At 62.4% G+C, this 15,143-nt stretch carries 11 protein-coding genes; 10 read left to right on the top strand and 1 reads right to left on the bottom strand.

What is annotated here, in order from left to right; genetic code table 11:
• Positions 1–23: 23 nt before the first annotated feature.
• The 3 genes from EFD56_RS13370 to EFD56_RS13360 all read left to right on the top strand — a co-directional run bounded on the left by EFD56_RS13370 (position 24) and on the right by EFD56_RS13360 (position 6,419).
• The gene (locus EFD56_RS13370; protein WP_126905497.1) at positions 24–1,163 is read left to right on the top strand and encodes an efflux RND transporter periplasmic adaptor subunit; all 1,140 of its coding nucleotides are present in this window, start codon (positions 24–26) and stop codon (positions 1,161–1,163) included.
• 24 nt (positions 1,164–1,187) lie between these two features.
• Entirely contained in the window at positions 1,188–4,334 is a 3,147-nt protein-coding gene (locus EFD56_RS13365) for an efflux RND transporter permease subunit (protein WP_126905496.1), read from the top strand.
• Between the two features lie 174 nt (positions 4,335–4,508).
• On the top strand, positions 4,509–6,419 hold the full coding sequence (locus tag EFD56_RS13360; RefSeq protein ID WP_126905495.1) for a beta-N-acetylhexosaminidase: 1,911 nt from the start codon (positions 4,509–4,511) through the stop codon (positions 6,417–6,419).
• On the opposite strand, the gene EFD56_RS13355 is transcribed toward EFD56_RS13360, so the two are convergent.
• A complete protein-coding gene (locus EFD56_RS13355) occupies positions 6,416–7,333 on the bottom strand; it encodes an ROK family protein (RefSeq protein ID WP_126905518.1) in 918 nt (305 codons plus the stop codon). The two genes, EFD56_RS13360 and EFD56_RS13355, sit on opposite strands and share 4 nt — an antisense overlap.
• A 258-nt stretch (positions 7,334–7,591) precedes the next feature.
• Here EFD56_RS13355 and EFD56_RS13350 point away from each other — a divergent pair, with 258 nt between their 5' ends.
• From EFD56_RS13350 to EFD56_RS13320, 7 genes are all read left to right on the top strand, one after another.
• Positions 7,592–8,170: an exopolysaccharide biosynthesis protein gene (locus EFD56_RS13350; protein WP_183818945.1), complete on the top strand. Its 579-nt coding sequence runs from the start codon at positions 7,592–7,594 to the stop codon at positions 8,168–8,170.
• 137 nt (positions 8,171–8,307) lie between these two features.
• On the top strand, positions 8,308–9,261 hold the full coding sequence (locus EFD56_RS13345; protein ID WP_037141475.1) for a sugar-binding transcriptional regulator: 954 nt from the start codon (positions 8,308–8,310) through the stop codon (positions 9,259–9,261).
• 145 nt (positions 9,262–9,406) lie between these two features.
• Positions 9,407–10,717, top strand: a complete 1,311-nt coding sequence (locus tag EFD56_RS13340) for an ABC transporter substrate-binding protein (protein WP_126905494.1) — start codon at positions 9,407–9,409, stop codon at positions 10,715–10,717.
• Between the two features lie 134 nt (positions 10,718–10,851).
• Positions 10,852–11,724: a carbohydrate ABC transporter permease gene (locus tag EFD56_RS13335; protein ID WP_004668735.1), complete on the top strand. Its 873-nt coding sequence runs from the start codon at positions 10,852–10,854 to the stop codon at positions 11,722–11,724.
• A gap of 1 nt (position 11,725) precedes the next feature.
• Positions 11,726–12,556 (top strand): carbohydrate ABC transporter permease, encoded by an 831-nt coding sequence (locus EFD56_RS13330; protein WP_126905493.1) that lies wholly within the window; start codon positions 11,726–11,728, stop codon positions 12,554–12,556.
• Between the two features lie 16 nt (positions 12,557–12,572).
• Entirely contained in the window at positions 12,573–13,571 is a 999-nt protein-coding gene (locus EFD56_RS13325; RefSeq protein WP_004668737.1) for an ABC transporter ATP-binding protein, read from the top strand.
• Between the two features lie 83 nt (positions 13,572–13,654).
• Positions 13,655–15,136 (top strand): mannitol dehydrogenase family protein, encoded by a 1,482-nt coding sequence (locus EFD56_RS13320; RefSeq protein ID WP_126905492.1) that lies wholly within the window; start codon positions 13,655–13,657, stop codon positions 15,134–15,136.
• Positions 15,137–15,143 lie beyond the last annotated feature (7 nt).

The raw sequence follows: 15,143 nt of genomic DNA, 5'->3' as shown, positions 1-15,143 counted from the left end.
GAAACGATCCAGGAGTGCGGACGATGTTTTCGCTCAAGACCCTTAGCCACCGCATGCCGTCCGTCGCCGGCCTCGTGCTCGTCAGCGCCGTCGGCATCGGCCTTTCCGCCTGCTCGGAGGAGAAGGCCGAGGTGAAAGAGGTCATCCGGCCGGTGAAGGTCGTCGAGATCGCCAGAGCCGGCGACACCCGCAAGCTCGATTATTCCGGTTCGGTCAAGGCACGCACGGAGATGAATCTCGGGTTCCGAGTCGCCGGCAAGATCACCGAACGCCTGGTCGATATCGGCGATCGGGTGACGCCGGGCGATGCGCTCGCCCGCATCGATGCCACGGATTACCAGCTGGCGGTCAAGACGGCGGAAGCCAATCTCGCCGCAGCCGAAAGGGGCGTGGAAACCGCCGATCTCGCCAACAAGCGCGCCGAGCAGCTTTTCGACAAGAGCGTCGCTCCGAAGTCGCAGCTCGAACAGGCGGCGCTGAGCCATGACCAGGCGATTTCGCAGCGCGATGCCGCGCTTTCCGCGCTCGACCAGGCAAAAAACCAGGTGAGCTATACCGATCTCAAGGCCGGCCAGAACGGCATCGTGACCGCGATCAATGCCGATATCGGCCAGGTCGTCGGCTCCGGCACCCCCGTCGTCACCGTTGCCGTCGATGGCGAGAAGGAAGTGCAGATCGCCGTTCCGGAAAACGACATCGCCGAATTCAAGCCCGGCAAGACGGTCAAGGCAAGCTTCTGGGCCGACGACAGGCTGGTGCTCGATGGTAAGGTGCGCGAGGTTTCCGGCAGCGCCGACCAGCAGTCGCGCACCTTTGCGGTGCGGGTGAGCCTGCCGAACGATCCGCGGGTGCTTCTCGGCATGACGGCGACGATCGAGGCCGATATCAGCAACGGCAACAGCTACGTCTCGATCCCGCTCAGCGCGCTCGCTGAAAAGGACGGCAAGCAGATGGTCTGGACTGTCGACCGCGACACGGCGACCGTGCATGGCCGCGATATCAAGATCGCCGATTTCACTGGCGACGGTGTGCACGTGACCCAGGGCCTCGATACCGGCGATCTCGTCGTTGCCGCCGGCACGCAGTTCATGAGCGAAAATCTGAAGGTGAAGGTGCCGGACCAGCAATCGGCCTTGGCCGCCACGGGCCAGACGGTTCGCTGATCGCGTCGCGAAGGGAAGAAGACCATGGATGCCACCACCACTGAAAAGCGGCCCTTCAATCTGTCGCGCTGGGCGATCGGCCATCCGAGCATCGCCCGCTTCCTCTTCGGCCTGATCATCATTACAGGTGTGCTCGGCCTGATGCGCATGGGCCAGCGCGAGGATCCCGAATTCACCTTCCGCGTCATGGTCGTCCAGGCGATCTGGCCGGGCGCTTCCATCCAGGAGATGGAAGACCAGGTCGTCAACAAGATCGAGCGCAAGCTGCAGGAAACCCCGCATATCGACTGGGTCAAGTCCTATACGCGGGCGGGCAGCGCGATCATCACCCTGCAGGTCAAGGGTGATACGAATTCGAAGGACGTGGCGGATGCCTTCTACCAGGTGCGCAAGAAGGTCGGCGACATCTCCAGCGAGCTGCCGCAGGGCCTGCTCGGCCCCTATTTCAACGACGAATTCGGCGATACCTTCATCACGCTGCATTCGGTCAGCGGTGACGGCTATTCCTATCCGGAACTGAAGAAATTCGCCATTCAGGCACGCGACATGCTGCTGACGACGCCGGGCGTCGAGAAGGCCGCCATCATCGGCGATCAGCCGGAAAAGATCTATATCGACGTCTCGTCCAAGGCGCTCGCCGAGCGCGGTCTGACGATCCTCGACCTGCAGAACGCCGTCAAGGGCCAGAACAACGTCGATCCGGCCGGCTCCGTCGATACCGGCCTGCGCTCGGTGCGCATCTCCGTCGAAGGCGACGTGAAGAAGGCAGCCGATATCCGTGAGCTGCGCCTTCGCGCCGGCGGCCAGGTGACGCGCCTCGGCGATATCGCCACAGTCAGCTCCGGCCTGGAGGATCCCTATCAGCGCAAGTACCGCTTCAACGGCCATGATAGCGTCCAGGTCGGCGTGGTGATGGCCAAGGGCTTCAACGTGACTGATGTCGGCAAGGACGTCGAGGCGACCTATCAGCGCTTCGAGGAAGCGCTGCCCTACGGCGTGGCCGTCGACCAGATCGCCAACCAGCCCGACGTGGTGACCGATGCGATCAGCGAGTTCATGCATGCGCTCGGCGAAGCGCTCGTCATCGTGCTTGTCGTCTCGTTCCTGTCGATCGGCTGGCGCTCGGGCCTTGTCATCGCCATTGCCATTCCCTTGGTGCTCGCCGCCACTTTCGCGCTGATGTACGAACTCGGCATCGACCTGCAGCGCATCTCGCTCGGGGCGCTGATCATCGCGCTCGGCCTGCTCGTCGACGATGCGATGATCGTCGTCGAGATGATGGAGCGAAAGCTGGAGGAGGGCCTGGTCAAGGTCGAGGCGGCGAGCTTTGCCTATTCCTCCACCGCCTTCCCGATGCTGACGGGCACGCTGATCACCACGGCCGGCTTCATTCCCGTCGGTTTCGCCGCCTCGACGGCCGGTGAATACGTACGTTCGCTGTTTTATGTCGTGGGCATCGCACTGGTGACTTCGTGGTTCGTCGCGGTCTATTTCACGCCGTGGCTCGGCTACATGATCCTCAAGCAGCGCCATCACGCCGGCGAGCATCACGACGCCTTCGACACGCGGTTCTATCGCCGGCTGCGCGGCACGGTCGGCTGGGCGGTTCGCCATCGGGTCATCGTGCTGCTTTTGACGCTCGGCACCTTCGTCACCAGCCTCTGGGCTTTCCAGTTCATCCCGCAGAATTTCTTCCCGCAGTCCTCGCGGCCGGAAATCCTGGTCGATCTCTGGCTGCCCGAAGGCACCAGCATCAAGGAGGTCGAGGTTCAGGCCAAGGCGCTGGAAGCGAAGATGATGGACGATCCCGACAAGAAGTTCATCGCCACCTATATCGGTGAAGGCGCGCCACGCTTCTTCCTGCCGCTCGACCAGCAGCTGCGCAATCCGAACTTCGCCCAGCTTCTTGTCATGGCCAAGGACGAACCGGCCCGCGAACGGCTGATCGTCAAGTTGCGGACGATCCTTGCGGAAGATTTCCCCTCGATCCGCGGCAAGGTCGACCGCCTGTTCCTTGGGCCTCCGACCGGCTGGCCGGTGCAGATGCGCGTCATGGGGCCGGACCGACAGGAGGTGCGTGCGATCGCCGACCAGGTGAAGGCACGCTTTGAGGCCAATCCGATGCTCGGCGCCATTCATGACGACTGGCTGGAACAGGTGCCGGCAATGAAGCTGGTGATTGACCAGGACCGCGCCCGGGCGCTGGGCGTCACCTCGCAGCGGGTGCGCCAGATGCTGCAGACCGCCATGTCCGGCGCGCCGCTCGACGATTTCCGCGACGGCGAGGAGACGGTCTCGATCGTCGCCCGTGAGCCGGATTCCAGCCGTTCGCTGCTGTCGGCGGTCAATTCGGTCTATGTCCCGACGGATTTCGGTGGCTTCGTGCCGGTCTCGCAGGTCGCCAAGGTCGTGCCTGTCATGGAGCAGGGCATCGAATGGCGTCGCAACAGGCTGCCGACCATCACGATACGGGCGACGCTGCCCGATGGCGTCCAGCCGAACGACGTGGTGATGAAAATGTATGCCGACATGAAGGACCTGCGCGACAGCCTGCCGGCCGGCTACAAGGTCGAGATCCAGGGCGGCGCCGAGGATGCGGCGGAAAGCCAGATGTCGATCGCCGCCAAGGCGCCGATCATGCTTGCCGTGATCATCGTGCTGCTGATGGTGCAGCTGCAGCATTTCGGCAAGGCGATGCTGGTGCTCGCCACCGGACCGCTCGGCATCATCGGTGCGGCAGCCGCCTTGCTGATCAGCGGCGCGCCCTTCGGCTTCGTAGCGATCCTCGGCGTCATCGCGCTGCTTGGCATCATCATGCGCAACTCGATCATCCTGGTCGATCAGATCGACCAGGATATCAAGGCCGGCATGCACCGGCAGGAGGCGATCGTCGGTGCTGCCGTGCGGCGTTTCCGGCCGATCATGCTGACGGCTCTGACCGCCGTCCTGGCGCTGATCCCGATCTCACGGGGCGTCTTCTGGGGTCCGCTCGCCTACGCGATGATGGGCGGCATCCTGGTTGCGACCGTGCTCACCATTCTGGTTCTGCCCGCCGGCTACGCCCTTTTCTTCGGCCGGGAGCCGAAGGCAAAGGACGAGCCAGGCCGAGATGCCGACGCCATCCAGGAAGAGGCGGATGACAGACATCCGCCGGCGTTGGCAGCCGAGTGAGGACGGCGCGGCGAAAGCCGCGCCGTTTTCCCTTCTAAGTCACTGATCGTCGTCAAAATGTGTCGGTGCGGATTGCCATCACCATCGGCTTTGCCCGGGCTTGCGCCGATTCCCTTGCCGTCTCAAAAAAGCTAAGCTGCAAAGCATGCCGGGAGACCAGCGGAGGGCGCGACCATGGCCGATTATCGTCTGGAAACAAGCTGGCGCCCGGTCGAAAACAGTTTCGGGCGCTTGACCTTCACGCTCTTCAATCTTTCGACCGAGCCGCTGTCCGGCTTCTCGCTCGCCTACACGACGGAGACGCGGGTCGCCGACAATCATGTTTGTGACGGCGGCAGCCTAAAGCGGCAGGTGGCGCATTTCCATGAGTTCCTGCCGCCAGAGGGGCTGAGCGTGCGGCCGGGCGGACATTGGCGCTTCACGGTCGAAGGGCTGACGAGAGAGCCGAAACATGTCAGCGCTGGCGTCAAGTCGGCCTATCTAACACTCGCCGAAGGCCGCCATGTTCCCGTGGAGTTCAGCGATCTCCATTTGGAAGGCCGCGACGGCGGGGCGGCGGCGCCGCTTCTGCCGGTTGGCTCAGTCCCGGACCCGTATTCGCTGCTGCCGTGGCCGCTCTTGCTCGGACTGAAGGCGGGAGAGCTGCCCGTCATTCTCTATCCGGCCGAGAAGACGCGCCCCGACGCGATCAAATCGCTCTCCCTGGTGCTTGCGCTATATCAGCGCCTTTATCCTGCTGCGAATGCGCCGTTTTCGTTGAGCGCCATCAAAGGCGGGCGCGCCATTCGTTTCGCAGCCGAATCGTCGATCGCCGGCTCCGCCTACGAGTTGCGTTTCACCGCACATGAGATTGTGCTGTCGAGCGCGGATGAAGCAGGGCGCCAATATGGGCTGATCAGCCTGGCGCAGCTAATGCACGGCGCTCGCGCCGATCGCGAGCGCTTCAAATTTCCGAATTTCGGCACGATCGCCGACCAGCCGCGGTATGACTGGCGCGGCTGCCATCTCGATGTCGCCAGGCAGTTCTATCCGGTCGCCGACGTCACCCGGCTGATCGATATTCTTGCCTGGAACAAGCTCAACATCTTTCATTGGCACCTGACCGACGACGAAGCTTGGCGGCTGGAGATCAAGGCCTATCCGGCTTTGACGGAGATCGGCGCGCGGCGCGGGCCGGACGAGGTGCTGGTGCCGCAGCTCGGCGACGGAGCGGAAACACGCGCCGGCCACTACACCCAGGACGACGTCCGCCAGATCGTGGCGCATGCCGCTTCGCTGCATATCGAGGTGGTGCCGGAAATCGACATTCCGGGTCACGGCACCGCGACGCTACTCTCGCAGCCCGAGCTCGTCGACAAGCAGGAGGCGCCCGACAGCTACCGGGCGGTGCAAGGCTATCCCAACAACGCACTCAATCCGGCGGTCGAATTCACCTATGAATTCCTCGGCAAGGTGTTCGACGAGGTGGTAGCGCTGTTTCCCAGCGAATATCTTCATATAGGTGGCGACGAGGTGGCGCAGCGGGCGTGGCTTACCTCGCCGCTCTGCAGCGCGCTGATGGAGCGGGAGAAGCTTGCCGGCACTCCCGAACTCCAAGCCTATTTCCTCAGACGCATCAAAACCATGCTGTCGGAGCGTGGCAGAAAGCTCGCCGGCTGGAACGAGGTCTCTCATGGTGGCGGCGTGGATCGTGACGGCACGCTGTTAATGGCTTGGGAAAAGCCTGCAGTCGGCATCGAGCTGGCGCAGCAAGGCTACAATGTGGTGATAACGCCGGGGCAGGCCTATTATCTCGACATGGCACAGTCGGAGGCCTGGGCCGAGCCTGGCGCGGCGTGGGCAGGTTATTCGTCGCCAGAGCATAGCTATGCTTACGAGGCCGTGGGCGATCTGCCCGAAGTACTGCAGGAGAAGATGCGTGGTATCCAGGCCTGCATCTGGACCGAGAACTTCGTCTCGCGCGCCTACTTCAATCGCCTGGTCTTTCCCCGCCTCTCGGCTGTTGCCGAAGCGGCCTGGACGCCGTTGACGCGCAAGGACTGGGACCGGTTTGCAGCGATCGTGCGGATGTGGCCAATACTTTAAACAGTGGCTGCTTCGGCCTTCAGCCCCAGCAGCGCGGCGCCGATCAGGCCGGGTTCGATACGGCATTGGCTCGGCACCACCAGCGGGCGGTCGAACTTGCGCAGGATGCGGGCACGTACGGCGCGATCGAGTTCGGCGAGCAAGGGCTCGACGTTGGACAGGCCGCCGCCGACCGGCACGATGGTCGCGCCGGTAATGTTGACCGTTAGCGCCAGGGGCGAGGCGACGAGATCGACATAGACGTCGATGGTGCGGGTCGCCTTTTCCTCGCCCTGCCGCCATTGGCCGATGATCTCTTCGCTGGAAAAATCGAGATCGTGCAGCGTCCTGTGCAGGCGCTCCAGGCCGCGGGCGCCGCCGACGGTATCAACGCAGCCTTTCTGGCCGCAGCCACAGGCATAGGCGGGAATGGCGACAGGCGGATTGCCGGCTGCGAAGGCGATGATCGGGCCGTGACCCCATTCGCCGGCAAAGCCACCGGCTTCGTTGACGAGGCGGCCGTCGGCAACCAATCCGCCGCCGACGCCGGTGCCGAGGATGGCGCCGAAAACGATGCGGTGGCCAAGGCCGGCGCCGAGGCCGGCTTCTGCCATGGCAAAACAGTCGGCGTCGTTGGCGATCAGCGCCGGCAGACCGAATTCGGCTTCGAGATCGGCGGCCAGCGTGCGGCCATGGATGCAGGGAATGTTGGCGCAGATCAGCCGCTGCGTGTCCGGATCGACGACGCCGGCGATGGAGAGCGCGATGCGGCTCGGTTTCTCGCCGGTCTCGGCGATGATGGCGCGCAGGGTATCGACGAAAGCGGCGAAATCGTCCTTCGGCGTCGGCCGGCGGCCGAGAGGAATGATGTCTGCCTCGGAGCGGGCGATGCCGCCCTTGATGGCGGAGCCGCCGATGTCGAACGAAATGATCATTGCCACGCTGCCGCTTTCCTGGTCTATGCCGTCTGCTCGCACTGTTGGCATGGAATTACAAGCCTTCTTTCCCGCGTCGGTTCAAGGTCGTGCCGCAATTTCCGGCCGCATAAGTCATTCATTTGGCATATTGCGCGGCCAAAATCGGAGCCTGTCCTTCCATCATTCGCCGGTATCATGACCATCGAAAACGCCGATTCCCACAGACGCAGAAGACCACGTCCGCCACGTCCCAAAGGCCGCCGCCTCTCAGCCATCCTGCGGCAGCTTGCGGCCGACCGCAGCCGGGAGCGGATTTCGATCGGTGATCTGTTCCAGACAATGGGAGACAGGGCGATCAGCGCGCTGATGCTGATTTTTGCCCTGCCGAACGCCTTTCCCACGCCGCCCGGCACCTCGGCGCTGCTTGGCGCGCCTTTGGTGTTTCTGGCGGCGCAGCTGACCTTCGGGCTGAAGCCCTGGCTGCCGAAGGCGATCGCCGGCCGTTCGGTGCGGCGGGAGGATTTCGAAAGCGTCGTCGTCCGCATTCATCGCTGGCTCGCCTGGGCCGAACGCATGCTGAAGCCGAGGCTTGCGATTTTCGCCGAGCCGCCGGCAGAGTATTTCGCCGGTCTCGCATGCTTGCTGCTGTCGATCGTACTGGTACTGCCGGTTCCGCTCGGCAACATCCTGCCGGCGGTGACGATCTCGGTCTTCGCCTTCGGCATTATGGGCCGCGACGGACTCTTCGCCCTCATCGGCTTCATCATGACGGCGGTGTCGCTCGCCGTCGCCGGCAGCGTGATCTACGGCCTCCTAAAGGGGGGGATCTATCTCGTCATGCACTGGTTTGCCTGAATAGAAGCGGTTATTCCGGCACCCCCTTTGTCAACAGGCTCGACATTTTCAGGAATTTTGTTTTGATCTGGCGCGGTACAGACTCGACATCATATTCGGCGGCGGCAAGCCGGCGCACTTTGCGTGGTAGGCAGTAGATGGCAAAAAGATCCGAGACCCCTGCACGGCTCGACGATGCGGCGCGTGCCGGTTGGCTTTATTATGTCGCCGGGCGCACCCAGGACGAAATTGCCGCCTCGATGGGGATCTCGCGACAATCGGCGCAGCGGCTGGTGTCGCTGGCGGTCGCCGAGCGCCTGATCAAGGTGCGGCTCGACCATCCGATCGCCGCCTGTCTTGAACTCGGCAGTCAGCTGCGGCGGAAATTCGGGCTGAAACATGTGGAGGTGGTGCCGAGCGACCCCGGCTCCTCCTCGACCACCATCGGCATTGCCGAGGCGGCGGCGGCCGAGATCGAACGGTGGCTGAAGCGAGCCGAGCCGATCGTGCTTGCGGTCGGCACCGGCCGCACGCTGAAGGCGGCCGTCGACCAGCTACCGGCGATCGAATGTCCCAATCACCGCATCGTCTCGCTGACCGGCAATATCGCGCCGGACGGATCGGCCGCCTACTACAACGTCATCTTCAGTATGGCGGATGCGGTGAAGGCACGGCATTATCCGATGCCGCTGCCGGTGCTCGTTACCTCGGCCGAGGAGCGGGAGCTGCTGCACGGCCAGCAACTGGTGCGCTCGACGCTTGATATGAGCGCCCAGGCCGATGTCACTTTCGTCGGCATCGGCGAGCTCGGCATCGACGGGCCGCTTTGCGTCGACGGTTTTCTTGAGAAGGACGAGATGATGGAGCTGATGCGCGGCGGCGCGGTCGGCGAGATCTGCGGCTGGATCTTCGATGTCGACGGCAGGCTGCTCGACAACCCGATCAACGAGCGTGTTGCGTCCGCACCGATCCCGTCGCGCGAGGCGTCGATGGTCATCGGGCTCGCCAAGGGAAAACGCAAATTCAAGGCGATCAGGGCGGCTGTTGTCGGCCATCAGATCAATGGATTGATCACCGACGAAGAGACTGCTGAGTTTTTGCTCAAAGGCTGAGCAAAAAATTCCTGTTCTGAATCAATTAGATAGGTAGGATGTTCGGCATCGCAGCAACGATTGCCGATTGACATTTTTTGCTGTTTGGTGAGTAATTGCCCATGAGCAAAGCGAATGCTCACATCTCGTCTTCTGGGAGGAAGATATGACATTGAGAACCTTTTTGCTGGGCGCCTGCTCAGCACTGGCGTTTGTCGGCATGGCTTCGGCCGAAACGCTGACAATCGCGACCGTCAACAACGGCGACATGATCCGGATGCAGAAGCTGACGGATGATTTTAAGGCGAAGAATCCCGGCATCGACCTCGAATGGGTCACCCTCGAAGAGAACGTGCTGCGCCAGAAGGTCACGACTGACATCGCGACCAAGGGCGGCCAGTACGACGTTTTGACGATTGGTACCTACGAGGTTCCGATCTGGGCAAAACAGGGCTGGCTGCTGCCGCTCGACAATCTCGGCCCCAATTATGACGTCGACGACCTGCTGCCGGCGATCCGCAGCGGCCTGACCGTGGACGGCAAGCTCTATGCGGCGCCATTCTACGGCGAAAGCTCGATGGTGATGTACCGCAAGGACCTGTTCGACGCCGCCGGGCTGAAGATGCCCGATGCCCCGACCTGGGATTTCATCGCGGACGCAGCCCGCAAGGTCACCAACAAGGATAAGGAAATCTACGGCATCTGCCTGCGTGGAAAGGCCGGCTGGGGCGAGAACATGGCCTTCCTGACGGCCATGTCCAACTCTTTCGGCGCGCGCTGGTTCGACGAGAAGTGGAAGCCGCAGTTCGATCAGCCCGAATGGAAGGACACGCTCGATTTCTATGTCAAGCTGATGAAGGATGCCGGCCCTCCGGGCGCTTCCTCCAACGGCTTTAACGAGAACCTGGCGCTCTTCCAGACCGGCAAGTGCGGCATGTGGATCGACGCAACGGTTGCCGCTTCCTTCGTCGCCGATCCGAAGCAGTCGCAGGTCGCCGACAAGGTCGGCTTTGCGCTCGCCCCGGACAAGGGCCTCGGCAAGCGTGGCAACTGGCTCTGGGCCTGGAGTCTGGCCGTCCCGGCAGGTACGCAGAAGGCGGAAGCTGCCGAGAAGTTCGTCGCCTGGGCGACGAGCAAGGAATACAGCAATCTGGTCGCCGAGAAGGAAGGCTGGCTGAACGCACCTCCGGGCACCCGCAAGTCGCTCTATGCGAATGCGGACTACCAGAAGGCGGCTTCGTTCGCCAAGATGACGCTCGACTCGATCAACTCAGCCGATCCCACCAAGCCGACCGTCAAGCCGGTCCCCTATGTCGGCGTTCAGTTCGTGGCGATCCCGGAATTCCAGGGCATCGGCACGGCTGTAGGCCAGCAGTTCTCGGCAGCACTTGCGGGCCAGATTTCGGTCGATCAGGCGTTGAAGAGCGCACAGCAGTTGGCAACCCGGGAAATGACCAAGGCCGGCTACATTAAGTAAAACCTCCTGAGAAGAGGCGGATCCTTGACAATCCGCCCCTCTGGCCGCCGATCGCCCGAACCGCATCGGCGGCCTCTTTTCCAGACAAAGCTTCCTGCGGCCGCTCCCCGCGTCAGACCAGATCGGTGATTGCCATGGCAACCTTGCACACTCGCTCCGCAGCGCGCCTGATGATTGCGCCCTCCGTGCTGCTCCTTTTTGCGTGGATGATCGTTCCGCTTGCGATGACGATCTATTTCTCGACGCTGAACTACAATCTGCTCAGCCCCGGCATGGAGAGCTTCGTCGGTCTGCTGAACTACGAATATTTCCTGTCCGATCCAGCCTTTATCGCGGCGCTGCTCAATACGCTGCTGCTCGTCGCCGGCGTTCTTGTCATCACCGTTATCGGCGGCATCGCCTTCGCGCTGCTGCTCGACCAGCCGATGTACGGACAAGGCATCGTGCGCATCCTTGTCATTGCGCCGTTCTTCGTCATGCCGACGGTGGCGGCACTGGTCTGGAAGAACATGTTCATGAACCCGGTCAACGGGCTCTTCGCGCATCTTGCCAAGGCGCTCGGTCTGCAGCCGATCGACTGGCTGGCGAATGCGCCGCTGTTCTCAGTCATTCTCATCGTCGCCTGGCAGTGGCTGCCCTTCGCCACCCTCATCATGCTGACCGCGCTGCAGTCGCTCGACGAGGAGCAGAAGGAGGCGGCCGAGATGGACGGCGCCGGGGCGATCTCGAAATTCATCTACATCATCCTGCCGCATATGGCCCGCGCCATCACCGTGGTGATCCTGATCCAGACGATCTTCCTGCTTTCGGTCTTCGCCGAAATCCTCGTCACCACCAATGGCGGACCCGGCACCGACAGCACCAACCTCACCTATCTCGTCTATGCACAGGCGCTCTTGCAGTTCGATATAGGCGGCGCTTCGGCGGGCGGCATCGTCGCGGTCGTGCTTGCCAATATCGTTGCGATCTTCCTCGTGCGCCTCGTCGGCAAGAATCTGGAGGCTTGAGATGGCCAGAAAAGTCACAACGCAGCACAAGGTCATCGTCACCGCGATTGCCTGGACGCTCGGTATCCTGATCTTCTTCCCGATCCTCTGGACCTTCCTGACGAGCTTCAAGTCGGAAGCCGACGCCATCGCTTCGCCGCCGCAGTTCCTGTTCTTCCACTGGACGACGGAGAACTACGCGGAGGTGCAGAGCCGGTCGAACTATCTCAGCCACTTCATGAACTCGGTGATCATATCCTTCGGCTCGACGCTGATCGGCCTGATCATCGCGATCCCGGCCGCCTGGGCGATGGCGTTTTCGCCGACCAAGCGGACCAAGGACGTCTTGATGTGGATGCTCTCAACCAAGATGATGCCACCGGTCGGCGCGCTGATTCCGATCTATCTGATGTTCCGCAATTCGGGCCTGCTCGACACACGTATCGGGCTGGTGATCGTGCTGACGCTGATCAATCTGCCGATCATCGTCTGGATGCTCTACACCTATTTCAAGGAAATCCCCGGCGAGATCCTCGAGGCGGCCCGCATGGACGGGGCGTCGCTGATCAAGGAGATCGTCTACGTGCTGACGCCGATGGCGGTGCCCGGCATCGCCTCGACACTGCTTCTGAACATCATCCTTGCCTGGAACGAGGCGTTCTGGACGCTCAACCTCACCGCCTCCAAGGCGGCGCCGCTGACCGCCTTCATCGCCTCCTATTCCAGCCCGGAAGGTCTGTTCTACGCCAAGCTCTCGGCGGCATCGACCATGGCGATCGCGCCGATCCTGATCCTCGGCTGGTTCAGCCAGAAACAACTCGTCCGCGGCCTGACCTTCGGCGCAGTGAAATAAGAAAAGGGAGACAAACATGGGCAGCATTACCCTTCAGAAGGTTTCCAAGGTCTTCGGCGAAGCCAAGGTCATCCCTTCGATTGATCTCGACATCAGGGACGGCGAATTCGTCGTCTTCGTCGGCCCGTCGGGCTGCGGCAAGTCCACGCTGCTGAGATTGATCGCCGGTCTCGAGGATGTCTCCGGCGGCAAGATCGTCATCGACGGCAGGGACGCCACCGAAAAAGCGCCGTCGGAACGCGGCCTTGCCATGGTGTTCCAGTCCTACGCGCTCTATCCGCATATGAGCGTGCGCAACAACATCGCCTTCCCGCTGAAGATGGCGGGCGTCGATAAGGCTGAGATCGACCGCAAGGTGGCGGATGCCGCCCGCGTGCTGAACCTGACCGACTATCTGGAGCGCAAGCCGCGCCAGCTTTCCGGCGGTCAGCGCCAGCGCGTCGCCATCGGCCGCGCCATCGTGCGCCAGCCTTCGGCCTTCCTGTTCGACGAGCCGCTGTCGAACCTCGATGCCGCATTGCGCGTCAATATGCGCCTTGAAATCAGCGAACTGCACCAGCAGCTGAAGACGACGATGATCTACGTCACCCACGACCAGGTCGAGGCCATGACCATGGCCGACAAGATCGTCGTCTTGAACCGGGGCAATATCGAGCAGGTCGGCTCGCCGCTCGAGCTTTACAGCCGCCCGCGCAACCTTTTCGTCGCCGGCTTCATCGGTTCGCCGAAGATGAATTTCATCAAGGGCCAGAACGCGGCCGAGCTCGGCGCGCATACGATCGGCATCCGCCCAGAACATATCCTGCTGTCGATGGAGAGCGGCGACTGGAAGGGCAGGGTCGTGGTCGCCGAGCATCTCGGCTCCGATACCTTCCTGCATATCGATATCGAGGGCATTGGCATGGTGACGGCGCGCGGCAGCGGCGATTTTGCCGCCAAGGCGGGCGATACCGTCTACCTGACGCCGGACCGTTCGCGCATTCACAAATTCAACGAGGGCGGCCTTGCCATCTGAGGCAGGCGGCCGGCTGGGGGCAGGCATGCGAGCCGGGCGATGGCGCCCGGCCGTTTGGGCAAGACCTTCAAGAGGACTGGAACATGACGTGCAAACTATCGCTGGCAACGCTTCCGGACGCGGCGCGCACTGCCGCCATCCCGGGATATGACAGGGCGTCGCTGAAAGCCGGCATCGTGCACTTCGGCGTCGGCAATTTCCACCGCGCCCACCAGGCGATTTATCTCGACGATCTCTTCAACGCAGGCACGGATCACGACTGGGCGATTGTCGGCGCCGGTGTTCTGCCGTCCGATGCCGCCATGCGTGAGAAGCTCGCGGGCCAGGACTTCCTGACAACCGTGGTCGAGCAGGACAACAACAGGACCGCGGCGCGCGTCACTGCGCCGATGATCGACATCCTGCCGGTCGGCGATGCCGCCGCGATCATCGCCAGGCTTGCCGATCCCGAGATCCGTATCGTCTCGCTGACGATCACCGAGGGCGGCTACTTCATCGATGCATCGGGCACCTTCAATCCTGCCCATCCTGATATCGCCGCCGACGGAAACAATCCCGATGCGCCGAAGACGGTCTTCGGCCTGATCGTCGCCGGCCTGAAGGCGCGTCGGGAAAAGGGCATTGGTGCCTTCACTGTCATGTCCTGTGACAACATTCCCCATAACGGCATCGTCACCGCCAATGCCGTGGTCGGCACGGCGGCACTTTCTGATCCCGCCTTTGCCGATTGGATCCGGACGAATGTCGCCTTCCCGAATGCGATGGTCGACCGCATCACGCCGGCGACCGGCCAGCGGGAGATCGATTTCCTCAGGGACAATTTCGACATCGAAGATAATTGGCCGGTCTATTGCGAGGAATTCAAGCAGTGGGTGCTCGAGGACAAGTTCACCGCCGGCCGTCCGGCGCTGGAAAAGGTCGGCGTGACCTTCGTGCCCGATGTCACCCCTTATGAGCATATGAAGATCCGAATCCTCAACGGCGGACATGCGGCGATCGCCTATCCGGCGGCGCTGATGGATATTCATTTCGTTCATGACTCCATGGAAGACCCGTTGATTCGCGCCTTCCTGGCGAAGCTCGAGAAAGACGAAATCATTCCGATCGTGCCGCCGGTGCCGAACACGTCGCTCAGCGATTATTTCGCCCTGATCGAACATCGCCTGCTCAATCCGAAGATTGCCGACACCATTCCGCGTTTGGCCCAGGACGGTTCGAACCGCCAGCCGAAATTCATCCTGCCGTCGACGCTCGACAACCTCCGCCAGGGCAGAGACGTTGTCGGCCTGGCGTTGGTCTCGGCGCTGTGGTGCCGTTATTTCGCCGGCAAGACCGACAGCGGCAAGGCTATCGTCTTCAACGATGCCAGCGCCGAGCGCCTGCATGCGGCGGCGCTGAAGGCAAAGGACGATCCGGCCGCCTTCCTCGCCTTCGACGATATATTCGGCGAGGTGGCAAAATCCGAACTCTTCCGCAAGCGTTTCGCCCATGCGCTCAAAACCCTGTGGGAAAAAGGCACGCGAGAAACGCTGCAACTCTATCTCGACGGCAAGCTTGCGGTGTAAGGACCGG

This window comes from Rhizobium phaseoli, from assembly GCF_003985125.1.
Classification (GTDB): Bacteria; Pseudomonadota; Alphaproteobacteria; order Rhizobiales; family Rhizobiaceae; genus Rhizobium; species Rhizobium phaseoli.
This window is presented reverse-complemented; position numbering and strand designations above follow the sequence as displayed.

Coding starts and splice junctions, on each gene's coding strand:
- EFD56_RS13325 (WP_004668737.1), top strand. CDS start 12,573: ATGGGCAGCATTACCCTTCAGAAGGTTTCCAAGGTCTTCGGCGAAGCC.
- EFD56_RS13340 (WP_126905494.1), top strand. CDS start 9,407: ATGACATTGAGAACCTTTTTGCTGGGCGCCTGCTCAGCACTGGCGTTT.
- EFD56_RS13335 (WP_004668735.1), top strand. CDS start 10,852: ATGGCAACCTTGCACACTCGCTCCGCAGCGCGCCTGATGATTGCGCCC.
- EFD56_RS13320 (WP_126905492.1), top strand. CDS start 13,655: ATGACGTGCAAACTATCGCTGGCAACGCTTCCGGACGCGGCGCGCACT.
- EFD56_RS13370 (WP_126905497.1), top strand. CDS start 24: ATGTTTTCGCTCAAGACCCTTAGCCACCGCATGCCGTCCGTCGCCGGC.
- EFD56_RS13355 (WP_126905518.1), bottom strand. CDS start 7,333: ATGATCATTTCGTTCGACATCGGCGGCTCCGCCATCAAGGGCGGCATC.
- EFD56_RS13330 (WP_126905493.1), top strand. CDS start 11,726: ATGGCCAGAAAAGTCACAACGCAGCACAAGGTCATCGTCACCGCGATT.
- EFD56_RS13360 (WP_126905495.1), top strand. CDS start 4,509: ATGGCCGATTATCGTCTGGAAACAAGCTGGCGCCCGGTCGAAAACAGT.
- EFD56_RS13345 (WP_037141475.1), top strand. CDS start 8,308: ATGGCAAAAAGATCCGAGACCCCTGCACGGCTCGACGATGCGGCGCGT.
- EFD56_RS13365 (WP_126905496.1), top strand. CDS start 1,188: ATGGATGCCACCACCACTGAAAAGCGGCCCTTCAATCTGTCGCGCTGG.